Source organism: Fluviicoccus keumensis (assembly GCF_004217445.1).
In the GTDB taxonomy this organism is placed as follows: Bacteria; Pseudomonadota; Gammaproteobacteria; order Pseudomonadales; family Moraxellaceae; genus Fluviicoccus; species Fluviicoccus keumensis.
Window position 1 is genome coordinate 12008 of record NZ_SHKX01000001.1, and the last position, 22742, is coordinate 34749.

The 22742-nt window shown below is 63.2% G+C and carries 22 protein-coding genes; 10 read left to right on the forward strand and 12 right to left on the reverse strand.

The window, feature by feature from the left end; genetic code table 11:
• A complete protein-coding gene (locus EV700_RS00040; protein WP_165391275.1) occupies positions 1 to 2373 on the reverse strand; it encodes a PAS domain S-box protein in 2373 nt (790 codons plus the stop codon).
• Positions 2374 to 2573: 200 nt separating this feature from the next.
• Between EV700_RS00040 and EV700_RS00045 the strand changes: the two genes are divergently transcribed.
• The 3 genes from EV700_RS00045 to EV700_RS00055 all read left to right on the forward strand — a co-directional run bounded on the left by EV700_RS00045 (position 2574) and on the right by EV700_RS00055 (position 5272).
• On the forward strand, positions 2574 to 3503 hold the full coding sequence (locus tag EV700_RS00045; protein WP_130410317.1) for a metal-dependent hydrolase: 930 nt from the start codon (positions 2574 to 2576) through the stop codon (positions 3501 to 3503).
• A 179-nt stretch (positions 3504 to 3682) separates the two neighbouring features.
• The gene (locus EV700_RS00050; RefSeq protein WP_130410318.1) at positions 3683 to 4063 is read left to right on the forward strand and encodes a helix-turn-helix transcriptional regulator; all 381 of its coding nucleotides are present in this window, start codon (positions 3683 to 3685) and stop codon (positions 4061 to 4063) included.
• A gap of 39 nt (positions 4064 to 4102) precedes the next feature.
• Positions 4103 to 5272 carry a hydroxymethylglutaryl-CoA reductase gene (locus EV700_RS00055; protein ID WP_130410319.1) on the forward strand — a complete coding sequence of 390 codons (1170 nt, stop codon included), beginning with the start codon at positions 4103 to 4105 and terminating at the stop codon, positions 5270 to 5272.
• A gap of 2 nt (positions 5273 to 5274) precedes the next feature.
• Here the strand turns inward: EV700_RS00055 and EV700_RS00060 are convergent, their stop codons facing one another.
• Positions 5275 to 6255 carry an esterase/lipase family protein gene (locus EV700_RS00060; protein ID WP_207224529.1) on the reverse strand — a complete coding sequence of 327 codons (981 nt, stop codon included), beginning with the start codon at positions 6253 to 6255 and terminating at the stop codon, positions 5275 to 5277.
• A gap of 15 nt (positions 6256 to 6270) precedes the next feature.
• A complete protein-coding gene (locus tag EV700_RS00065) occupies positions 6271 to 7467 on the reverse strand; it encodes a multidrug effflux MFS transporter (protein ID WP_242610154.1) in 1197 nt (398 codons plus the stop codon).
• Between the two features lie 171 nt (positions 7468 to 7638).
• On the opposite strand from EV700_RS00065, the gene EV700_RS00070 reads away from it, so the two are divergent.
• Entirely contained in the window at positions 7639 to 9429 is a 1791-nt protein-coding gene (locus EV700_RS00070; RefSeq protein ID WP_130410320.1) for an ABCB family ABC transporter ATP-binding protein/permease, read from the forward strand.
• Complete coding sequence (locus EV700_RS00075; RefSeq protein WP_130410321.1) at positions 9426 to 10304, forward strand: patatin-like phospholipase family protein; 879 nt, start codon at positions 9426 to 9428, stop codon at positions 10302 to 10304. The genes EV700_RS00070 and EV700_RS00075 overlap by 4 nt, the downstream gene beginning before the upstream one ends.
• Positions 10305 to 10370: 66 nt before the next feature.
• Here the strand turns inward: EV700_RS00075 and EV700_RS00080 are convergent, their stop codons facing one another.
• Positions 10371 to 12389 carry a TonB-dependent copper receptor gene (locus tag EV700_RS00080; protein WP_130410322.1) on the reverse strand — a complete coding sequence of 673 codons (2019 nt, stop codon included), beginning with the start codon at positions 12387 to 12389 and terminating at the stop codon, positions 10371 to 10373.
• Positions 12390 to 12606: 217 nt separating this feature from the next.
• Between EV700_RS00080 and EV700_RS00085 the strand changes: the two genes are divergently transcribed.
• The 3 genes from EV700_RS00085 to EV700_RS00095 all read left to right on the forward strand — a co-directional run bounded on the left by EV700_RS00085 (position 12607) and on the right by EV700_RS00095 (position 15926).
• A complete protein-coding gene (locus tag EV700_RS00085) occupies positions 12607 to 14019 on the forward strand; it encodes a WS/DGAT/MGAT family O-acyltransferase (protein WP_130410323.1) in 1413 nt (470 codons plus the stop codon).
• Between the two features lie 64 nt (positions 14020 to 14083).
• A complete protein-coding gene (locus tag EV700_RS00090) occupies positions 14084 to 14788 on the forward strand; it encodes an outer membrane beta-barrel protein (RefSeq protein ID WP_130410324.1) in 705 nt (234 codons plus the stop codon).
• Between the two features lie 100 nt (positions 14789 to 14888).
• The gene (locus EV700_RS00095; RefSeq protein ID WP_130410325.1) at positions 14889 to 15926 is read left to right on the forward strand and encodes an NAD(P)H-dependent flavin oxidoreductase; all 1038 of its coding nucleotides are present in this window, start codon (positions 14889 to 14891) and stop codon (positions 15924 to 15926) included.
• Positions 15927 to 16069: 143 nt separating this feature from the next.
• Here the strand turns inward: EV700_RS00095 and lnt are convergent, their stop codons facing one another.
• Together lnt and EV700_RS00105 are read right to left on the reverse strand one after the other, a co-directional pair.
• A complete protein-coding gene (gene lnt / locus EV700_RS00100; RefSeq protein ID WP_130410326.1) occupies positions 16070 to 17581 on the reverse strand; it encodes an apolipoprotein N-acyltransferase in 1512 nt (503 codons plus the stop codon).
• Positions 17574 to 18422 (reverse strand): HlyC/CorC family transporter, encoded by an 849-nt coding sequence (locus tag EV700_RS00105; protein ID WP_130410327.1) that lies wholly within the window; start codon positions 18420 to 18422, stop codon positions 17574 to 17576. The genes lnt and EV700_RS00105 overlap by 8 nt, the downstream gene beginning before the upstream one ends.
• Before the next feature lie 125 nt (positions 18423 to 18547).
• Here EV700_RS00105 and EV700_RS00110 point away from each other — a divergent pair, with 125 nt between their 5' ends.
• Positions 18548 to 18799, forward strand: a complete 252-nt coding sequence (locus EV700_RS00110) for a hypothetical protein (protein WP_130410328.1) — start codon at positions 18548 to 18550, stop codon at positions 18797 to 18799.
• A gap of 3 nt (positions 18800 to 18802) precedes the next feature.
• Here EV700_RS00110 and ybeY read toward each other — a convergent pair whose 3' ends face one another.
• Together ybeY and EV700_RS00120 are read right to left on the reverse strand one after the other, a co-directional pair.
• A complete protein-coding gene (ybeY, locus tag EV700_RS00115) occupies positions 18803 to 19288 on the reverse strand; it encodes an rRNA maturation RNase YbeY (RefSeq protein WP_130410329.1) in 486 nt (161 codons plus the stop codon).
• Positions 19285 to 20346 (reverse strand): PhoH family protein, encoded by a 1062-nt coding sequence (locus EV700_RS00120; RefSeq protein WP_130410384.1) that lies wholly within the window; start codon positions 20344 to 20346, stop codon positions 19285 to 19287. The genes ybeY and EV700_RS00120 overlap by 4 nt, the downstream gene beginning before the upstream one ends.
• 191 nt (positions 20347 to 20537) lie before the next feature.
• On the opposite strand from EV700_RS00120, the gene EV700_RS00125 reads away from it, so the two are divergent.
• Positions 20538 to 20780: a hypothetical protein gene (locus EV700_RS00125; RefSeq protein ID WP_130410330.1), complete on the forward strand. Its 243-nt coding sequence runs from the start codon at positions 20538 to 20540 to the stop codon at positions 20778 to 20780.
• A gap of 49 nt (positions 20781 to 20829) precedes the next feature.
• Here the strand turns inward: EV700_RS00125 and EV700_RS00130 are convergent, their stop codons facing one another.
• The 4 genes from EV700_RS00130 to EV700_RS00145 all read right to left on the reverse strand — a co-directional run bounded on the left by EV700_RS00130 (position 20830) and on the right by EV700_RS00145 (position 22734).
• Positions 20830 to 21327 (reverse strand): hypothetical protein, encoded by a 498-nt coding sequence (locus tag EV700_RS00130; RefSeq protein ID WP_130410331.1) that lies wholly within the window; start codon positions 21325 to 21327, stop codon positions 20830 to 20832.
• 110 nt (positions 21328 to 21437) lie between these two features.
• Complete coding sequence (locus EV700_RS00135; protein WP_130410332.1) at positions 21438 to 21935, reverse strand: DUF4124 domain-containing protein; 498 nt, start codon at positions 21933 to 21935, stop codon at positions 21438 to 21440.
• A gap of 105 nt (positions 21936 to 22040) precedes the next feature.
• Positions 22041 to 22442, reverse strand: a complete 402-nt coding sequence (locus EV700_RS00140) for a helix-turn-helix domain-containing protein (RefSeq protein ID WP_130410333.1) — start codon at positions 22440 to 22442, stop codon at positions 22041 to 22043.
• Between the two features lies 1 nt (position 22443).
• Positions 22444 to 22734, reverse strand: coding sequence for a type II toxin-antitoxin system HigB family toxin (locus tag EV700_RS00145; RefSeq protein WP_130410334.1), 291 nt, complete (start codon positions 22732 to 22734; stop codon positions 22444 to 22446).
• Positions 22735 to 22742: the final 8 nt, after the last annotated feature.

Genomic DNA, 22742 nt, shown 5'->3' on the forward strand with positions numbered 1-22742 from the left:
TTACAGCGCCCGCACCGCCGCCAGGATTTCGTCCATCGGGCAGCTTTTCACCAGATACGCCTTCGCGCCCGCCGCCAGCATTTCTTCCGCCATCTCGTCACGGGCGTGCATCGACAGGCCGATGATGCGGATCTGCGGCAATTCCGCCGTAATGCGTCGGGTGGCCTCCAGCCCGTTCAGCCGGGGCATCGACACATCCATCAGGGTCACATCCGGCCGTAGCGCCTGCGCCTTTTCCACGGCGTCCAGACCGTCCACGGCTTCTCCGACAATCTCCATGTCCGGTTCCTTTCCCAGCAACTGCACCAGCCCTTGTCGCAATACCGCATGGTCGTCTACCACCAGCAGCCGGATGCGGTGACGGTTGGCGCGGGCGGGCCGCCCCTTGGGCGAGGCGGTGGTGTCGGGAGGGAAGACCGCATCGGTGTCGGCGGCGTCTTCGCCCGCCGCCGGCACCTGCAGGGTGATTTCCGCGCCGTGGCCGGGCTGGCTGTTCACGGTCATGGTACCGTTCAGCAACGCCAGCCGCTCGCGGATATTGAACAGCCCGAAGGTCTGCTGGCGGGTGATGGCGTGACCGGGATCAAAACCGCATCCGCTGTCGCTGACAACAATCGTCAGGCCCGCTGCCGATGCAAACAGGCGTAACCGGGCGCATTTGGCCTCGGAATGCTTGACGATATTGAACAGCAACTCCCGGACGGCATGAAACAGGGTCAGACTGGTTTCCTCGGTCAACCCCGGCAGCGCGGTATCGCATTCCACGGCCACTGTCAGGTCGTGCTTTTCCTGCATCCAGCGCGCCAGCCAGTGCATGCCCGCCGCGAAACCGGCGTCACGGAAAATCGGCGGCGCCAGCTCCATGGTCAGTGCGCGCGCGCCGTCAATGCATTCGCCGAGAATGGCCATCAACTCGGTCGCCATGTCCTGCACGCCGGGGTCGGGGCTGCGCGCGGCCATCCGCGATACCGTCAGTTTCGCCGCTACCAGCAGTTGCTGCTGGTTGTCGTGCAGGATGCGGGCAATGCGCCGGCGCTCGCGGTCTTCCGTTTGCACCAGGTCGGCGGCCAGCGACTGGAACTGTCGGTTGCGCAGCCGCAGCTCGTCGCAGGTGCTGTCCAGCTTGCGGGTGCGTTCGGCCACCCGCTGCTCCAGTTGCCGGTTAAGATCGTGCAGCGCCTGTTCGCCGCGCTTCAGCGCGGTGATGTCCTGACCCACAGACTGGAAGCCGGTCATCCGGCCCTGTGCATCGAAGAATGCGCGGTTGGTCCAGCGCAGATAGACGGTGGAGCCATCGGCGCGGGGATGGGTTTCCTCATGGGTTTCCAAGGGCGAGTCGGGTGTCAGCGCCGCCAGCTTGCCGCGAACCATGGCCTGGTCCGCCGGGGTCAGCAGGGTGTAGAAGTTCAGCCCGGTCATGTCGGCTTGCGTCAGGCTGAACGCGGAAGCCAGCACCTGGTTCACATAAGTCAGCGTGCCGTCCGGTTCGCCGGTGGCGATGAACAGCGGCATGTCTTCCGCCAGCCGCCGGTACTGGCGTTCACTGGCCTGCAGCTCCTGCTGCCGCTTGAAGTCGGTGATGTCGGTGATGATGACGAAAAAGCCCTGAACCTCGCCGTCCACCCGGTGCGCGATATACTGCGCCCAGACATAGCAGCGCTCTCCATCAGCCTTGGTCAGCAGCCGCTCGAATTGCGGGTTTTCACCGCGCAGCACCGCCTCGATATAAGGGCGGTTAAGGCTGAACAGCTCTGGTCCCAGCAGCTCCTCCATGCGGATGCCGCGCATTTGCTCAGGCGTGCGACCAAACCAGGTGAGGTAGGCGCGGTTGGCGAAGGCGCAGCGCAGGTCGCGGCTCCAGTAGCCCAGCATTGAGGTAACGTTGTCCGCCACGGCTTCGGCAAAATGCAGGTTGGCGTCGGCGGCTTCGCGCGCCTGTTTCAGGTCGGTGATATCTACCGTGACGGTGACGCAGGCCGCGTCCGCGAAGGGCAGGGGGGCGGCGCTGACTTCCACCCAGATGGTGTTTCCATCCTCCTTGACGATACCGATCACTTCCTGGCGGATCGTCGTCTGCTCGCGCATGGCGCGAGTGGTGGGGAAGCTGGCGGCTTCGTAGGGCTGCCCGTCGGGTTGCAAATAGCGTCGATCCCGGTAACGGCCGTTCAGGATATCGTCGGAAGACAACCCGAGGATTTGCTCCAGGGCAGGATTCAGGCCCTGCATGCGGCCCCGGGAGTCCATGATGGATACCCCGACCGGCAGCAGCCGGAACAACGTTCGCCAGGTTTCCTCGCAATTGCCGGGGCGGGCGGGCATTGCGGCGGGACGGTCAGACCCGGAGGCGGTGGCGAGCGTATTATTGTTTTTCATGATCACAGCCATGCAATCTGTAGGGACATTATGCAACGACTGGGTCGCGGCGGCTACAGGCGGCAGATTAACGTTTCCTTAACGCGGCGGCCCGGCTGTCCCCAAATGATAAAAATCTGACCTCAACGCACCTGTTTACCGGACGTTTGTATTGTTACTTTCAATGCGTACATCAGCCAATGTCACATTGAGAGCCAATCATGACCGCAGCCGCCACCGAACTTCACAGCAATCCGGCCCCCAAGGCCGCCGCCCGTCAAGCGCTGGGCACGACCGTCAACATTCCCCCGCGTCGTCTGGATTTCGAGTTCAAGGCTGAACAGTATTCGCGTTATTTCTACGGCAACGACCCCTTCCTGTCGTCGTTCTGGAACACCTTCTCGTCGCTGCTGCCGCAGGGCGAATTCTTCTTCGTGCAGGCGGTGCGCCATTACCGCGACAAGATCACCGACCCGACGCTGAAGGCGCAGGTGGCCGGGTTCATCGGTCAGGAAGCCATGCACAGCAAGGAACACGACACCTACAACGAAATGATGGTGAAGATGGGCTTCCCCGTCGACAAGCTGGACCGCGATGTCGGCAAGCTGCTGAAGCTGGTGGCGAAAACGCTGCCGAAGAGCATGCAACTGGCCGCCACCGTCTGCCTGGAGCACTACACCGCCATCATGGCCGAGCAGCTGCTGCGCAACCAGGCGCACCGCGACATGATGCAGGATTCGCAGACCCTGAACATGTGGCTGTGGCACGCGCTGGAAGAAAACGAGCACAAGACCGTGGCCTACGATGTCTACGAACAGGAAGTCGGCAGCTATGCGCTGCGCGTCTTTGCCATGGTCATCACCACCATCGTGCTGTTTGCGGTGATGGCCGCCTTCCAGGCGCGTATGCTGGCGGCGGACGGCCAGTTGTTCAAGTTCCGCCAGAATATCAAGGGCTTCCGCTTCCTGTTCGGCATCAAGGGCCTGTTCGCCGATCTGGTGCCGCAGTTCTTCGATTTCTTCCGTCCCGGCTTCCACCCCAGCCAGCACGACACCGTCGCCCTGCTGGAAGAGTGGAAGCAGAAGCTGTTCGCGCCCGATGGCGACCTGTACGCCCAGTTGAAGAACAAGGCGGCTGTTGGCGTCCACTGAGTCCGGGCTTTACTTTCGGCAGGCTGCTTCCTCAGCGCCTGCCTTTTTTCTGTCTGGCGGGCCGACTGTCTTTTCTGACTTCCGGCCCCGTTCCGAATACCAATGCCTGTCCGCCGCCGCTGTGCGATCGTGTCGGCAGTCCAAGCTTGCGCACCGCCCGGCGGTAATCCGAGGTCATCATGCAGGAATCCCTTCACATCCACGAATCCGCGCCCCGCGAACCGGCGGTCCGCTTTCTGCGCACCGAGTCGATGAAGGCGGTGGTGCAGCGCACGCTGGCCGCCGTGCGCGAGGCGATGCCGTCGCTGGAACAGATGGCGGAACGCTTCAGCATGTCGTCTCGCACGCTGAAGCGGCGCTTGCAGGGCGAACAGGCCCGTTACAGCGATCTGGTGGAAAGCGAGTTGCGCCAGCGTGCCGAACGGCTGCTGCGCGAGGAGCGCCTGCCGGTAGCGGAAGTGGCGCACCAGTTGGGCTATCATGACGTCTCGAACTTCTCGCGGGCTTTCCGGCGCTGGACCGGCCGCACCCCGCGCGAGTTCCGCGAAAGCCGCCGCTGACCGCCGGCGGGCACATCAACAACAACAAGGAACCCCGCCATGCAGAAACTTCCCCGCGACCCTCAAAACGACTACAGCCGCGAGATGGCGGCCACCCGCCGCGCCGTGGTGACCGCCGAAACCGGCGCGGCGCTGGAGCATATCGGCGGCTTTTCCTTCGACCCTGCCTGCCTGCCCGGCAACATTGAAAACTTTGTTGGCGTGGCGCAGGTGCCGCTGGGCATGGCCGGGCCGATGCGCGTCAACGGTGAGCATGCGCAGGGCGATTTCTACATTCCCATGGCCACCAGCGAAGGCACGCTGGTGGCCAGCTATTCGCGCGGCATGCGCCTGACCCGCGAGGCGGGCGGCATCACCACCACGGTGATTGACGACGCCATGCAGCGCGCGCCGTTGTTCGTGTTCCAGGATGCGCGCGCCGCCCGTGATTTCGGGCAGTGGGTCGAGGCCAACTTCGACACGATCAAGGCCAAGGCGGAAGAGACCACTTCCAGCGGCAAGCTGCGCAACATCGAGCAGTACGCGCTGGGCAAGATGCGCTGGCTGCGCTTCTGCTACACCACCGGCGACGCCGCCGGGCAGAACATGGTCAGCAAGGCCACCCGTCACGCCTGCCTGTGGATGCTGGACCAGAATCCGCCGGGGCTGGAGCATTTCACGCTGGCGGCGCAGTTCGATACCGACAAGAAACATTCCCACGTCAATAGCCTGCACACCCGCGGCAAGCGCGTGGTGGCGGAAATCACGCTGCCCGCCGCCCTGATCACCGACGTGATGCACACCACGGCGGCGGCGCTGCACAAGCAGCGACAGTTCTCGAACATGGGCACCATGCTCTCCGGTTCCATCAACAACGGCGCGCATTTCGCCAACGGCATCACCGCCATGTTTATCGCCTGCGGGCAGGATGTGGCCAACGTGGCCGAATCGTCGGCGGGCTTTGTCTATGGCGAGATCAAGGATAACGGCGATTACTATTTCTCGGTGACCATTCCTTCGCTGATCGTGGCGACCTATGGCGGCGGCACCGGCCTGCCCACCCAGCGCGAATGCCTGGCGGTGCTGGGCTGCGTGGGCAAGGACAAGGTCTACAAGCTGGCGGAACTGGTGGCGGCGACGGTGCTGTGCGGCGAGTTGTCGCTGTCGGCGGCGATCGTCTCGGACCAGTGGGTGTCCAGCCACGACCAGCTGGGCCGCAACCGCAAGTAGACTTATAGTCCGGCGCGTTTCAGGCGGTTGGCGTGCTGGCGGTAGACGGTTTTCGGGTTGGTCTCGAACATGCTGACCAGCCCGCGCAGCTGGTTCACTTCGTCCAGATGGTTCATGAAGTAATTGTCGCGGATCACCCGGCCAAGATGGCTGGAACAATGTCCCACCATGCCGTCGTTCGGTTCGTCGATCAGCAGGCCGGTCACCGCCAGCGCCCCGTCCGAGATGTCCAGCAGGTTGGTGAGGTGGCCGGTGCCGCTCCACGAGTAGTAATGCACGCCATTGACCACCGGCGCGCCTTCGCCGCAATCCGTCACCGGAACCGCCTGCGGGAAGTGGCGGTTGAACGCCTTGGCGCCGTCGGTGGTGACCGCCGCCAGCGCCGCCAGGGCGTCCTGGGTGTAGGCTTCTCCCGATAATCCGTCCAGGCGGGTGAACACCCGGCTGATCCGGTCGCGGATGACGCGGGCGGCCTGCGGTCCGATCGGTGAGTTCCGCAACCGCGACTGGATGTGGTCGGCCACCGCCGAGCCCTTGTTCGGGCCGCCGATGCTGGTGACGGAGGCGACCAGGGCGGGCTTGACCGCCGCCACATAACGGATCGACATCGCGCCGTGGCTGTGCCCGATCAGGTTGACCTTGCCCGCGCCGGAAATGGCGACAATATCCTCCACCTGCTTCAGCAGCTGTTCGCCGCGCACCTCGGAAGAATGGAATGACGCTACCTGTGTCAGATAGACCGTGGAGCCGGTGGCGGTCAGGTCCTTGGGAATGCCGTACCAGTAGTCATGGTCGCCGATGCGGGTGAAACCGGCCATGCCGTGCGCGAACACCAAGGGGTAGCGGGTGCGGGTATAGGTGGAGAGAATGCGCACCGGTTCCGCCGTGCGGCAGCCGTCGGTGGCGCAAATCTGGTAGGTCGCCTCGGGAACGGGGGGCGCGCCCAGCACCAGCGGTACGGCGGCAAGCAGCAGGACTTTCAACCGTGGTCTCCCGATTCAGGCAGAACGGTGCATGACCGGTCGTAAAACGATCCGGTAGCACACCCAGGCGCCGCCGCCGCAGACGCTCATCACTACCATCAGCGGCAGCGCGTCCGGTCGTTGCCACAGCGCCAGCCAGGCGCTGACCACGGTGGCGGTCAGGAATTGCAGCGATCCCATCAGTGATGAAGCCGCGCCCACCCGGTGTTGCGGCTGCGAGGCCAGCGCCATCGCCCCGGCGTTGGGGGAAATGAAGCCGAGGCTGGTCAGGTACAGGAAGAACCCAGCCAGCAGCACCGGCAACGACAGCAATCCCGCCCGTTCCAGCGCCAGCAGGCTCAGCGTCACCAGACCCGGCAGCCAGATGGCGCGTCCCAGCAGCAGGTTCATTTCCAGCTTGCGCAGCAGCCGCGCATTCACCTGGCTGGCGGCGATAAAGCCCGCCGCGTTCAGGCCGAAAGCGATGCCGTAATGCGAGGGACTCAGCCCTTTCAGCGTGATCAGTACCTGCGGTGACCCGGCGATGTAGGCGAACATGCCGGTAAAGGCCAGTCCCGACGACCAGGTGTATCCCATCAGCTTGCGGTCCTGCAGCAGCAGCCAGAAGGTTTTCAGCGTTTGCGTCACCGACAGTTCGTCGCTGCGGTGCTGGTGGCCATGCGATTCGGTGAGGCTGCGCCACGCCCAGATCAGGAACAGCAAGCCTGCGCCCGCCTGCACGGCGAAGATGGCGCGCCAGTCCGCCACTGCCAGCAACAGGCTGCCCAGGCTGGGCGCCAGGATCGGAGCCAGCCCCATTACCAGGATCAGCCGCGACTGCGCCTGTGCGGCCGATCGGGCGTCGCAGCGGTCGCGCACCACCGCCCGGCTCAGCACCATGCCCGCGCATGCGCCCAAGGCCTGCAGGAAGCGGAGGGCGGTCAGTTGGTGGAGGTTGTCGGCGAAGATGCAGGCGAAGGAGGCGACGGTATAGACGCCCAGCCCGAACAGCAGCGGCGTGCGGCGACCGATGCGGTCACTGACCGGGCCGTAAAAGAGCTGGCCCAGCACCAGCCCGATGAAGAAACCCGACAGCGTCAGTTGCGCGCCCGCGCCGAACTGGCGTTCGATGGCGGGGAAGGCGGGCAGGTACATGTCGATGGCCAGCGGACCCAAGGCGACAATGGCCCCGAGCAGGATCAGCCAGGACGAGGAAGGGCGGGTTTGGGTCAAGGGGAATCTCCGGACGATGGGGCATTCTAACCCGACGGCGCGGACTGTGCGTTCCCGGTATCGCACACGGCGTGTTTCCCCACCGGCAACACCCCGGCCGGTGATCACTTACACCGGCATTGCGCGCGCGGGTGTATGCTTCCACCTTTAAGATTCCGGATTCCGGCCTACATGCGACACACCGCTCCCGACAGCGAGGCCCCCAGCGGCCCGCGCAACGACTGGCAAACCCTGAAAACCCTGTTTCCCTACCTGTGGCGGTACAAGACCCGCGTCGTACTGGCCTTGTCATTCCTGGTGCTGGCGAAAGTGGCGATGGTGTCCATCCCGCTGATCCTGAAGCATATTGTCGACGACCTTTCCAACGGCCCCAAGGCGCTGTTGGCGGTGCCGGTCGGGCTGATCCTCGCCTACGGCGTGCTGCGGCTGGCTTCCACCGCCTTCGGTGAACTGCGCGACGCCGTCTTCGCCAAGGTGGCGCAACGCGCCATCCGCAACGTGGCGCTGGAAACCTTCAACCACCTGCACAAGCTCAGCCTGCGTTACCACCTCAACCGCCAGACCGGCGGCGTCACCCGCGACATCTCGCGCGGTACGCGCGGCATCGGCTCATTGCTCAGCTTCATGCTGTTCAACATCCTGCCCACCATCCTCGAAATCGGCATGATCACCGCCATCCTGGTGACGCTGTACGACTGGCGCTTCGCCGTGGTGACGCTGGGCACCATTGTCGTCTACACCGCGTTTACCGTCATTGTCACCGAGTGGCGCAACAAGACCCGCCGCGAGATGAACGAGCTGGATTCCAAGGCCAACACCCGCGCCGTCGATTCGCTGCTGAACTATGAAACGGTGAAATATTTCGGCAACGAGCAGTGGGAAGCGAAGCGCTACGACCACGCGCTGGAGCGCTGGGAAGACGCGGCGGTGAAGAACGAGATTTCGATCGGCATCCTCAATAGCGGCCAGTCCGGCATCATCGCGGTCGGCATCACCATCCTGGTGTGGCTGGCGGCGGACGGCGTCGCCCGGGGAACGATGACGCTGGGCGACCTGGTGGCGGTGAACGCCTTCCTGATCCAGCTCTATGCGCCGTTGAACATCCTGGGCATGGCCTACCGCGAGATCAAGCAGGCGCTGACCGACATGGAGCGCATGTTCAGCCTGATGCGCGAGGATGCCGAGATTGAAGACGCGCCCGATGCCGTACCGCTGGCGACGCGCTCGGCGACGGTGGAATTCGCGGGCGTGGATTTCGGCTATGACGCCAAGCGGCAGATCCTGCATGGCGTCGATTTCCGTATTCCCGCCGGCCAGACGGTGGCGGTGGTGGGCAGTTCCGGGGCGGGCAAGTCGACGCTGTCGAAGCTGCTGTACCGCTTCTATGATGTCGGCGGCGGCGTCATCCGCATCAACGGCGCGGATGTGCGCACCCTGACCCAGGCCAGCCTGCGCGCCCACATCGGCATCGTGCCGCAGGACACGGTGCTGTTCAACGACACCATCTACTACAACATCGCCTACGGCCGCCCCGACGCCACGCGCGAGGAAGTGATGGAGGCGGCGCGGTCGGCCAGCATCCTCCACTTCATCGAGTCGCTGCCGGATAAATGGGACACCACGGTTGGCGAGCGCGGGCTGAAGCTGTCCGGCGGCGAGAAGCAACGGGTGGCGATTGCGCGGACGATCCTGAAGAACCCGCCGATCCTGATTTTCGACGAGGCGACCTCGGCATTGGACTCGCAGACCGAGAAGGCGATCCAGGCGGAATTGGCGCAGATTTCGGCATCGCGGACGACACTGATCATCGCCCACCGCCTGTCGACCATTATCGATGCCGACGAGATCCTGGTGATGGAACACGGCCGGGTGGTGGAGCGGGGGCCGCATCGGGAACTGCTGGCGCAGGAAGGGGTTTACGCGAAGATGTGGGCGCTGCAACTGAGCGAGGAGGAGGCGTGAAAACCGTTTCGCTCGTCCTGGGCAGCGGCGGTGCGCGCGGCCTGGCCCACATCGGCGTCATTCACTGGCTGGAGCAGAACGGCTACGTTATCCGGTCCATTTCCGGCTGTTCCATCGGCGCGCTGGTCGGCGGCATCTACGCGGCGGGCAAGCTGGACGAGTTCGAGCAATGGGTGCGCGCCATCACCCGCATGGACATCCTGTCGCTGATGGACATTTCCTGGAGCAAGAGCGGCTTGCTGAAAGGGGACAGGGTGATCAGCACACTGGCCGGGCTGGTGGGGCATCAGCAGATCGAGGAACTGCCGATCCGCTTTACCGCCGTCGCCGCCGATGTGCAGCACGAGAAGGAAGTCTGGCTCAATTCCGGCAGCCTGTTCGACGCCATCCGCGCCTCCATTTCGCTGCCCTTGCTGCTGACGCCGCATGCGGTCAACGGCGTGGTGCTGATTGACGGCGGGGTGCTGAACCCGGTGCCGATCGCGCCGACCTTCAGCGATGACACCAGCCTGACCATCGCCGTCAATCTGGGCGGTCCGATGCAAGTGGTCGCGCTGCCTGAACCCAAGCCCGCCCCGGCGGCGGCCCCGACCTCGGTCATCCATGACAAGATCGGCGGCTTCATCAAGCGCCTGCAACCCGAAAAAGTGAAAAGCCTGTCGCCGGACTGGGGCATCTACGATGTCGCCAACCAGGCCTTCGACGCCATGCAGGGCACCATCGCCCGCCAGAAACTGGCGGCCTATCCGCCCGACGCCATCATTGAGATCGCACGCAATGCCTGTGGTACGCTGGAGTTTGATCGCGCGGCGGAGATGATTGCTCTTGGGTATCGGAAGGCGGAAGAGAGTCTGGGCAAGTCCGCCAAAAGCTAGCGGCGGTAAAAAAGACCCGGACCGCAGGGGATGGCAACGGTCCGGGAAAGCCTTGATGCGGATGCTTCAGAAGCGTTGCGCCAGCTTCAGCCACAGCGTGCGGCCCGGTTCGTTGACGCGGGTGGTCTGCACATAGCCGGGAATCGTGCCGCCCGCGCGGCTGACCGCTTCGGCGTAAGTCACATCAAACAGGTTGTCCACCCCGGCGCTCAGCAGGCCGCCGGTCCACGGCTGCCAGCTGCTGTTCACCGAGAACACCACGAAGCCCGGTGTGGTCCCGATATCCTTGCCGACAATGTTGCCCTTGCCGATATCGACGCGGCTCTGGTCATCCACCGCCCGCAGCAGCGCGCCCAGCGACCAGGTCGCGGCGGCATAATTCAGTCCAATCCGCAGTTCCAGCGGCGACACCTGCGCCAGCGCCGTGCCGTCGGTGCGGTTGTCGCCCCGGGCATAGGCGAGGCTGGCGTCGGCCTTCCACGCGCCGAAACGCTGCGAACCGCCCAGTTCCGCGCCCCAGGTGCGGGCGTCAATGTTGCGGGTAACGCCGGTGGCCTTCTGGTCCATGGTGCCGCTGCTGAAGTCCACCAGCAGGTAATCGTTGATGCGGTTGGCGAACACGGCAGCGGACAGCTCGCGGTCGCCATTCTTGTAGATGGCGCCGGCATCCAGCTGCAGCGTCTGTTCCGGCGCGGCGCTGTCAAAGGCGCTGTCGCCGCTGACGCCGCGCTTGGCGATCAGTTCCCAGTAGTCGGGGAAGCGCTCGCTTTCGCTCAGCCCGGCAAAGACGGTGGTCGGGCTGTCCGCCAGCTCGCGCTCGTAGCGCAGGAAGCCGCTGGACAGGTTGTCGTCGCGGCTGTGTCCGGCGGTCGGGTTCATGTGCATGGCCATGCCGCCCATCGTCATCACCATGATGCTCTGGCGCAGATCGGTGGCTTCCCACCGGTCGAAGCGCGCCCCGGTAATGACGCGCTGCCGCTCGCCGACCGCCTGTTCCAGTTCGGCGAACAGGCCCTGCTGGCTGAACGAGGCATCGTCGGCCCAGGCCTTGTAGACGCCGCTGGGCGGCGCGCTGCGCGAGCTGTGGTCGTTGTCCTGGGCGTCGATGCCCAGCGTCAGCTCCGTGGCGTCGCCCAAGGCCAACCGTCCCGATACCTTGCCGCCCTTCGTTTCCCGCTTCAGGTTGGCGTAGCCCATCATGCCGGGGGTGCGCAGCGTCTGGTCATCCATGATGTGATCAACGCTGTTGGCAAAGAGATGCACCTCCAGCTGATCCAGCCGCCCCAGTTGCTTCCATTCGGCGCGCAGGTTGGCGCTGTCGCGCAGGAATTGCGTGCCGTCCATGGCGCGGTCGGCGTAGGCAGCTTCACCGTCGCTTTGCGCGGCGGCCAGTTCGAAGCGGGTATTGGCGTCCGGCGTCCAGCCCAGCGCGCCGTTGACGCTGTGGCGGCGGTATTCGGCGTGCACGGCGTTGCCGTCGCCGTCGCTGTAGTCATCGGACGCGGAATTGCTGCCGGTCAGCTGCACATAGCCCAGTCGGTTGCCGAAGGCGGCATCCACCAGTTCGTCATGGCGTCCGGCGCTGCCCGCCAGCAGGCTGGCGTAACCGCGAATACCGGATTCGGCAAACGGCGGCATCTTGCGCTCGAACAGCACCGTGGCGGCGGAGTTGCCGGGACCATGCTGCACGCTTTGCGGCCCCTTGATGACGGTGACGGCGTTGTAGATTTCCGGATAGATGTAGGCGGTGGGGGCGTCCATCCGGGCGTTGCAGCCGCCCAGGATGTTCTCGCCGTCGACCAGGATGCCCAGCCGCGACCCGGCCAGGCCGCGGAAGGTGGCGTCGCCGTCGGTGCCGCCCTTGCGCACGACGTTGAAGCCGGGAATGGTCTTCAGCGCATCGGCGCCATCATGGGCGGGCAGCGGCTGGCGCGGGCTGCGCGGATCGGTTTCCACATGCAGCGGCTGTTCCATGGCGGTGGCGGTGACAACCACGGCGGGCAGGCGCAGTTCTTCATCAGCGTGGGCGGCCGCGCTCAGGACGGACAGGATGGCCAGCGGCAACAGTTTGGGACGTAAAGTCATGGCGGAGTTCCGGAAGACAAGGGGGAAACGGGCGGGCAGGGCGGGCGCGTTCCGGGCGAAGGGAACGGCGGCGACTGCCGGATCATGTGGAAAATTATAGGGTTGCGCGCTGCGCGCCAGAATGCGGCATATTGTCGCAGCCGCGCCGCGCTTGAGGTCGCGGCAGGCCCTTGCTACTCTCGGAATACCCTCTGTCGGTCTTCATAAGGAAAACAACATGGCCGCCTCAAAACGCCTCAACAGTCTCGACTGGTCGTTCCTGGCCGGAGAAACCCGCGAATCGATGATGCATGTCGGCGGCCTCATGACCTTTGTCCCGCCCGATGACGCCCCCGCCGATTTCCTGCGCCAGCTGATGGACGAAGTCCGCGCCGACACCAACGTGCAGTCGCCGTGGAACCTGAAGCTGCGTCATCCCGACCTGCTGACCCACCCGCTGCAAAGCTGGGTGGAAGACCGCAACTTCGATGTCGAATACCACGTGCGCCGTTCCGCGCTGCCCACCCCCGGCGACGAGCGCGAGTTGGGCATCCTGGTGTCGCGCCTGCACAGCCACAACCTCGATTTCCATCGTCCGCCCTGGGAAGTGCATTTCATCGAAGGGCTTGAAGGCGGACGCTTCGCCATCTACTTCAAGGTGCATCACGCGCTGGTGGACGGCTACACCGGCATCAAGATCCTGTCGCGCAGCATGTCGCACACGGCAGAAGCCCGCGACACGCCGCTGTTCTACCTGATTCCGCCGCCGCCGCGTCCGCCGCGCACCCGCAAGGAAGACCCGGCCCCGACGCTGGAAGCCTTGTGGCAGGGCGTGCAGGGCCAGCTGGATGTCTCGCGCAGCGCCGTCAACGCGCTGATGGCGGTGATCCGTTCCGCCCGCAAGCAGGACCACCAGCTGGTCGCGCCGATGCAGGCGCCGTTGTCGCCGCTGAACCAGAAGATCAGCCGCAACCGCCGTTTCGCCACGCAGCAGTTCCCGGTGGAGCGTCTGAAGCGGGTGGCGCGCGCGGGCGGCGGTACGCTCAACGACGTGGTGCTGGCCCTGTGCGCCGGTTCGCTGCGCCGCTTTCTGGACGAACAGGGCAGCCTGCCCGCCCAGCCGTTGACGGCCATGCTGCCGGTGAACGTGCGGCCCAAGGATGATCCGGGCGGCGGCAATGCCGTCGGCGCGATCCTGGCCTCGCTGGCCACCGACGAGCCGGGCGCGGTGCAACGCCTGCAGGCCATCATCGAATCCACCGGCCATGCCAAGGAACAGCTGCAGGGCATGTCGAAGAACGCGATCATGCAGTTCAGCCAGATGCTGATGGCCCCGATGCTGCTGTCGATGCTGCCCGGCGCGGCGGGGCGGGTGCGTCCGGCCTTCAACGTCGCCATCTCCAACGTGCCGGGGCCGGAAAACCCGTTGTATTTCCGGGGTTTCCGGCTGGATTCCTATTTTCCGCTGTCGATCCCGTTCAAGGGTTATGCGCTCAACATCACCGTGGTCAGCTACGCGCAGACGCTGAACTTCGGCTTCATCGGCTGCCGCGACGCCTTGCCGCACCTGCAACGGCTGGCGGTGTACAGTCGCGAGGCGCTGGAAGACCTGGAAGCGGCGTTGGGGCTGGAACCGGCGGGCGAGGCTTGACGCTGACCGCCTTCCCCGTGTCCAATGCGCCCCTTTCCAAAACAACAGGGACAGGGGCACCGTGATGAAGGCAGTCTGGATCGGGATGATGGCGGTATTGGCGTCGATGGCGCAGGCGGATGAAGGCCGGTTCTATCTGGGCGGCGGACTGGGCATGGCCTATGTCAAGCAAAGCGGCCCGGATGAGTCACTGACCGGCATTGCGAAGGCCTACGGTTCGCGCGTCATGACCACGCACATCACCGAATACCGCTTTGACTCGTCTACCGAAACCGCCTGGCGGCTGAGCGGCGGCATGCGCTTGTCCGGCCCGTTTTCGCTGGAACTGGCCCTGTTCGATCTCGGTAACGCCAGCGCCGAGGAATATCAGCACATGGAATTCACCGATGGCTCCTTTGTGGATACGACCCGGCCGGTCAACATCCATAATCGTGGTGCGTCACTGGGCGTGGTGTTGGACAAGCCGCTGCATGCCGGTGTCCGCCTGCTGGGCGGACTGGCGCTGGCCCGCACCTCCCAGACGCGGGATTATCCGCAGCCGGTGACATCCATCAGCGTCATTACCAATGACACGGGCAGCGTTACCGGCTTTGTCCAGTATCAGGCGCATCAGACCGAAACGGAAACTTCCACCGACCTGAGCGCTACCGCCGGAGTCGCGTGGCTGCTGTCGCCGCGCTGGGAGTCGCGATTCATGGTCAGCGGCCAGGCGGTGGGTGAGGGTCGGGTGCTCGACGCCCAGCTGGGGCTGTTCTATCGCCTGCCCTGAACCGGCGGCCGGAAGCGGCAAATGGCCGCTTCCCCACTTCCCAACCAAGCATCCGCTCTGCTACACATAGCGCCTGAGCAATCCGCAGGCGCTGTCATCCATGAAAACCCGCATCACCGAACTGTTGGGCATCCGCTATCCCGTCCTGTTGCCCGGCATGAGCTGGATTTCCACCCCGGAACTGGTGGCGGCCGTCTGCAATGCGGGCGGATTGGGCATCCTCGCCCTCGGTCCGTTGAATCCCGAGCAGACGCGCGCCTCCATCCGCCGCGTGCGTGAACTGACGGACAAGCCCTTCGGCGTCAATTGCGCGCTGATCATGCCCGGCGCCAAGGAAAACGCGCAGGTGGCGCTGGATGAGCAGGTGCCGGTGATCAATTTCTCGCTGGGCAAGGGCGACTGGCTGATTGAAGGCTGTCATGCCTACGGCGGCAAGGCCATCGCGACGGTGACGACGGCGAAGCATGCGCTGGCGGCGGAAGCGCAGGGCGTGGACGCCCTGCTGGTGACCGGCCACGAAGCGGCGGCGCATGGCGGCGAGGTCACCTCGCTGGTGCTGGTGCCCGCTATTGCCGATGCGGTGAAGATTCCGGTGATCGGCTGCGGCGGCTTTGCCGATCAGCGCGGCCTGCTGGCGGCGCTGGCGCTGGGCGCGGAGGGCGTGGCGATGGGCTCGCGTTTCGCCACCTGCGCCGAAAGCCCGGTGCATGCCCGCACCAAGCAGGCCGTGGTCGAGAAGGACCAGCACGACACCGTCTATTCCGCCAACTTTGACGGCTTGCCCGCGCGCTACATGAAAACCCCCACCGCCGACCGCCTGACGCGCAAGCCGATGGGCTTCATTCCCGCCGCCTGGCATGCCCTGCTGGCCGCCCGCGCCCTGGCGGTGCCGGTGTGGAAGGTGTTGGCGGGACTGCTGGTGGAGCCGGGCAAGATTCGGCTGCTGGCGCTGTTCGGAGCCGCCACCCCGCGCCTGAAGGCCGCCACCGAGCAGGGCGACCTGGAAACCGGCATGCAGTTCATCGGCCAGTCGCAGGGATTGATCCGCGACGTGGTGAGCGCGGAAGTGGTGATGCAGCGGGTAGTGGGGGAGATCGGGATCGGCTGGAACGCGGTTCAGGCCAAGATCACCGCGTAGGTTTTCCCTCTCCCAAGGTCTGGGAGAGGGTGGCGCGTAGCGCCGGGAGAGGGTTCGGTGGTGGTGGCTTGAAGAGTCTTGCCCGGGCGACTGGCCGTCCCCCCCCCCCTCTCCCTGGCCCTCTCCCCCTGAGGGAGAGGGGATTAAGTCTTCTTCCCCCGCCATACCCCCAGCCCCAGCATCAACCCGCACAACATCATCACCGGCGCATAGCCGAAGCGCAGGTACGGGGTTTGTCCGGTGGTCATGAACACCTGGCCGCGCAGCACCGTGCGCTTGAACTGCGGCGCATGTTTCACGATGCGGCCGTGCTCATCAATAATGGCCGAGATGCCGTTGTTGGTGCCGCGCACGAACCACTTGCCGTTTTCCAGCGAACGCATCCGCACCATCTGCAAATGCTGGTCGGGGCCGATGGAGTGGCCGAACCAGCCGTCATTGCTGATGGTGATCAGGAAGTCGGCATTGACCGCATTGCGGCGGGTCAGCTCCGGGTAAGCCACTTCGTAGCAGATGGCCGCGCCGGCGCGGTAGTCGCGCACCAGCAGCGGCGTCTGGCCCGGCTCGCCGGCGCTGAAGCTGGACATGTCGCGGCTGAAGAAGGGGATGCTGCCGCGCAGCAGGCTTTCAAAGGGAATGTATTCGCCGAACGGCACCAGCCGTTGCTTGAAGTACAGGCCGTAACCCTGGCCGATGGCGGCGATGCTGTTGTAGAACGGCGGAATGCCTTGCTTGTCCAGCTTGCGCAGGTCGGCGAAGGGAATGCCGGTCACCAGCGTGCTGTGCGCGGTCAGGGCGTTGTTTTCCATTTCCACCAGAAACTCGGAAGCCTCGTACTGGAACATGGGAATGGCGGCTTCCGGCCAGATCACCATGTCCTGACCCCACTCGTTCTTCGACCACTGGCGATAGATATCCAGTGTCTTGTCACGCCACTCCAGCTGCCATTTCACGTCCTGCGGAATATTGCCCTGCACGATGCTCAGGCTCAGCTTCTGTGCCGGATCGACCTTGCTCCAGGCATGCAGGCCCAAGGCCGCGCCGCCGCCCCAGATCAACACCATGACCAGCCCGGCGGGCCAGCAGCGCCGCCCCCCCTTCAGCAGCGCCGCCGCCATCTGCGCGCTCACCACCGCCAGCAAACCGACCCCGAACACGCCCAGCACCGGCGCGTAATGTTCCAGCGGCGTATCCAGGAAGGCATAGCCGGTAAACAGCCAGGGAAAACCGGTGAACAGCCAGCTGCGCATCCATTCGAAGGCGATGAACAACGGCGCAAAGGTCAGCAGCGCAGCGCGGTCCAGCCGGAAACGCCGGTACAGGAAAGCCATCAGCGCCGTCAGCGAGCCCATGATGACCGCGACCAGCCCGACCATGATGACGGACAGCCACGCCGGGGTATGACCGAAATCGTGGATCGAGATATACAGCCACCATACGCCCGCACCCCACAGGCCGATGCCGTACATCCAGCCGATGCGGGCGGCGCGGCCGGGACGTTGCCCGTGCAGCAGCTCCGCCAGCAGCGCCGGCGCCAGCAGCGCCAGCCCCCAGACATTGAACGGCGCCAGCGCCAGGACGAACAGGGCTCCGGCCAGCAAGGCCAGCACCGGCGCGGCCCAGGGGCCGCGCAGGGTTTCAAGCAGCTTATTCATGCGGAAGTTTTTCGACCTTGAGCACTCGGATCATGCGGGCGTCGGCGGCCAGCACGGTAAAGCGGTAGGGGGGAATGTCGATGGATTCGTTGATGTTCGGCAGCCGTTCGAACTCGCTCAGCACAATGCCGCCGACGGTATCGAAATCCTCGTTGCTGTAACGGGTGGCGAACTGCTCGTTGAACTCGGGGATGGGCGTGATCGCCTGCACCACCCAGCTGCCGTCTTCCTGCTCGCTGATCCAGTGCGAGTCCTCGTCGGCATCGTCATGTTCATCGTGGATGTCGCCGACAATCTGCTCCAGCGCGTCTTCCAGCGTCACCAGCCCGGCCACGCCGCCGTACTCGTCCACCACAATGGCCAGATGGCTCTGCTTGTCGCGGAACTCGCTGAGCAGCTTGTCGATGTGGGCGGTTTCGGGGATGCAAAAGGCAGGGCGCAGATAGTCTTTCAGGCTGAAGCGTTCATTGTTGCGGCCGATCATGCGCAGCAGGTCTTTCGCCAGAAGGATGCCCACCACCTCGTCCGAATTGTCCTCGGCCAGCACCGGAAAGCGCGAGTGCGCCGACTCGATCAGCACCGGCAGGAAGTCCTTGGGTTCGTCGTCATCGCGGATACAGATCATCTGCGCGCGCGGCACCATGATTTCCCGAACCTGCATGTCGGCCACGCGCAGGGTGGCTTCAATGATCCGTTCCGCCTCGGCGTCCAGCACCCCGCGCTTGCCCGCGCTGCGGATGATTTCACGCAGTTCCTGCCGGTCTTGCGGTTCGTTGCTCAGCAGGCCGGTCAGGCGGTCCAGCCAGGATTTGTTCGCTTCGTTGCCTCGGTCATCACTCATGGTGCGGTGCGGGTTGTGGTCGGGACGGGAATTGTGACGGCAGCGGGGGGGAATTGCCAGTATTTTGGGCCTTTGCCGGGCTTCTGCTATGCTGCCGGAACGCCCTTTTCCGATGACCGGAGGCCATGATGCGCCGTGAACTCTGCCTGCTGCTGCTTGCCGCCGCCCTGAGCGCTTGCGGCAAGGAACCGCCGCCTCCCGCCCCGAAAGTAGAAACCCCGCCGCCCGCCGCCGATACCGGCCGTGCGGAAACCCGCGCCCTCAACAATCTGGATGGCGTCGGCTATAACGGTGAAGCCATCCGCAACAAGGTGGATGGCGCCATGAACGCCACCGATGACTACAACAAGCACATGCAGGAACAGGCGGACCAGTAAGCCTCAGTCCGCTTCCACATAGGGATTGGCGATGCCCAATCCCGCCAGCACCTGAATCTCCAGCCCCTCCATTTCCTCGGCCTCGTCATCCTCGATGTGGTCGAAGCCCAGCAGGTGCAGCACGCCGTGCACCGTCAGGTGCGCCCAGTGTTCGCGCGCCGCCTTGCCCTGTTCCTCCGCCTCCGCGAACACCACCGGCACGCAGATGATGATGTCGCCCAACGGCTCGCGCGGCAGGCTGTCGAGCACTTCTTCCGGTAGTTCGGAAGGGAAGGACAGCACATTGGTCGGCTTGTCCTTTTCTCGGTATTCGCGGTTCAGCGTCTGGCTCTCTTCCGCCTCCACCAGCCGGATCGCCATTTCACAGGGCTTCTTCCGGCCCGCGCCTTCCAGCGCAGCCTGCACCCACAGCTTGAAATCGGCCAGCTTCGGCAAATCCTTGTGCTTGGCCGCCTTTTGCCAGGTCACGGTACACAGCGGCTTGCTCATTCGGCGTCATCCCCGTCATGGTCGCGGCGTTCCCGGCGCGGGCGGTCCACCTTGGGCGGGTGTTCCTTGTCCCAGCTTTCATAGGCTTCGACAATGTGCTGCACCAGCGGATGGCGCACCACGTCGCGGCTGCTGAAGCGGGTGATGTGGATGCCCGGCACGTTGTCCAGCACGCGGATGGCGTGCGACAGCCCGGACTGAGTACCGCGCGGCAGGTCCACCTGGGTAATGTCGCCGGTAATCACCGCCTTGGAGCCGAAGCCGAGGCGGGTCAGGAACATTTTCATCTGTTCCGGCGTGGTGTTCTGGCCTTCGTCGAGGATGATGAAGGCGTGGTTGAGCGTGCGGCCGCGCATGTAGGCCAGCGGAGCCACTTCAATCACCTGTTTCTCGATCATCTTCGCCACGCGCTCGAAGCCCAGCATTTCGTAGAGGGCGTCGTACAGCGGGCGCAGGTAGGGGTTGATCTTCTCGGTGAGGTCGCCGGGCAGGAAGCCCAGCTTTTCCCCGGCCTCGACGGCGGGGCGCACCAGCAGGATGCGGCGGATTTCATCGCGCTCCAGCTGGTCGACGGCGCAGGCCACGGCCAGGTAGGTCTTGCCGGTGCCGGCGGGGCCGACGCCGAAGCTGATGTCGTGATTGAGGATGTTCTGCACGTAGCGGCGCTGGTTGTGGCCGCGCGGACGGATGCTGCCCTTGCGGGTGTAGAGGGCGACGTCTTCGTCCTGGCGCGCTTCGGCGGCGTCTTCGGCCGGGGTTTCCGGCAGCGGGGCGTCGGCGTCGGCGGGGGTGTCCTGGCTGGTCTGGATCATGAGATGGATGGTGTCCGTGGTCAGGTCGGGGCTTTGCGCGGTTTCGTCATAGAGCCGGGTCAGCAGGCGTTCGGCGCGGGTGACGGCGGTGAGCGGGCCGTGCAGGTGGAAGTGGTGTCCGCGGTGGTGGATGCGGATGCCGAGGCGTTCTTCCAGCAGCTTGATGTGTTCGTGCAGGGGGCCGCAGAGGGCCGTCAGGCGCTGGGGGTCCGGCGGGGTCAGGTGTAGCTGGCGGATGGTGGTGATGCTGCTGTTCAAGCTGGGGGTGGCTCCGGGGTGGGGGCTTGGGTTTGGGGTAAGTATAGCTGAGGCGGGGAGGGGCGGGGAGCGGGGTTTTGGGGCGTTGACGGTGGGTGGGTGGGGGAGTAGATTTCGGGTGGGCGAACTAGGTGAGATGCGAAGTCTGTCGTTGAAATGAAGTGGGGCATGGAAGTTATATGACTGTAGTCGTTAATGGGGTCATCTACGAGTTCACGCGAGGCAGCGATATCATTCGTGATGGCATGTTCTTGGAAGTGTCAGTCAAAGATACTAATCCGCTAAGACAGGTCGCAGAGATTTTCTACTCGGATGCCACTGCACAGTTCTTTTTATCTTGCTTTGAGTCAGATGTTCCTTTGCAAGTCTTAGAGGAGCTTATTCGTATTGCACACAGAGACCTGCCGCCCATCAAATCATGAGAAGTGCCCTACAGGCAAGCCGTGGACGACAGCGGATTTTTCTTCAACCTTAGTGTTGTTTGCAATGCCCTCCCCAGTCAGGCCATTGAAAATCTTCGGAGTATTTAAATAGTGTCTCCCTCGTTTTCAATGAGAATGAACTGCCTCGATACTTCACCTTAAGATTTATTTCCCCTTTGCAAAAAATATACTCATCACGCCCCTTATAGGCTAAAATCCATTCGTGCTTGTTGAAGTTCCTAAGATAAACATTAAACATTTCGTTTGGTTGGTGTATTGATTCAACACTGTTTCCTATCCACACAGTAGTTCCTTTCATAATTGATTCCGTATGAGCTATCTTTGCCCCGCCTCTATTTAAGTGTGCCGAAAGTCGAACGAGCTCAGGATAATAATCATATCCTCTATGGCGAAGACATCCCCGGACAAGACCTAAGCCGACAATCAAGACAAAAAGAGCATAATAATACTGCGCAGTTTGTTCATTTGGCCACCAAGGCCGCATCTTAGAGTCCGTTTTTTGCTTATCAATTTCATTAGGCCACATAGCATCCCTTATTGGAAAATTATATAAAATAATGGTGATAAACCAAAACTAGGGCCTGAGCGAAAAATCGCTTTCCTATCAAGCCTGATCTTTTGGTGGTACCTGCGCTCCTACAAGGGAATCTTCCTGACCTCGGTACGGGCGGGATCAACGTTAACACACAGATCCTTAAAATCCTGAACATCCCAACGCCATGAAATCAGTTTGCTTTTCCCGCAGGCAAGAACAAAGAAAACCTTTGATACACCACCCATGGCAACAAATCGGCCTTCATTAATGGAACTTTCCTCGGCCCGCAGGATAGTGGCATTAATATTGTTTTCAGTGAAGAACCTCGCGATCTTGCCGCAGTCATAACAATTGCTTCCGGCATAAAGCGTAACCTCCCTGTTTGTGACGAGAGGAGCTGGAGCATGATTTTCGGTATTCGGTGCTTTCGGAGCCGGTGACGGTAAAGCCGGCTGTTCGGATTTTTTATAGGTGGAGTGATCACTCCCTGGCGCTTTGTCGGTGAATTGGACTCGCCCCGATGCATCGACATAGCGGTATATTTCTGCAGAGGCTTGAGCACAAAATAAAATGACAGTAAAAAATAAAGGCAGTCTCATCTCGGTTTCGTCCTGTATTCAATGTATCCGTGATCGGTAGGGTGAGAGATTTGGGGGGCAGCGCAAAAATAAATTTCCTGACTGGCTATGGGGTGACATGGTTATTCAAAAAAACGTCTCCACCGACACCCCGAACCGCTTCGCCAGTTCCCGAATCTGCCGCACATTCAGCCGCCGTTTCCCGCTCAAAATATCCGAAACCACCGACTGCGCTCCAACCTCCGGCAAATCCGCCTGCCCCAGCCCATGCTGCTGCATCAGAAAGACCAATGCCGACCGGCCGTCACCTTCAGGCATCGGGTAATGCACCGTTTCATAAGCGGAAACCAGATCGCCCAAATGTTCCACCAAACCCGCCAGCGAATGGCTCTCATCGTCGCCGATTACGTCCAGTAACTCATCCAGTGCCTCCACCAAGGCTTGGTAATCCGCCTCGCAGGTGGGTTTGGACAGCAGGGGGGCTACAAAGCGCCAGTGCTCAGCGGCCTGTTGGGTCAGCTTGTTCATGTCAGTCCTCCTTCCAGTCGCCTTTGTCATATTCACTGTGCGTCAGAATGTGCCGGACATAGACGCGCTTGCCCTGATACAGCACGAAGGCGATCAGGCGCAGCTTGTTGCCGCCGATATCAAAAACATGATGCTTGCCTACCTTGTCCACAGCTGGGAACAACTGCTTCATGGCGGCAAAGTCGCCAGGTTCATTGGCCTTCATCAACCTGTACCAGCCATCCAGGGCGGTAGCGGCTTGCGGCCATTTCTGTATCGCTTCAACAATCCTTGCGTGCGAGATGATGTGCATGGTTTCTT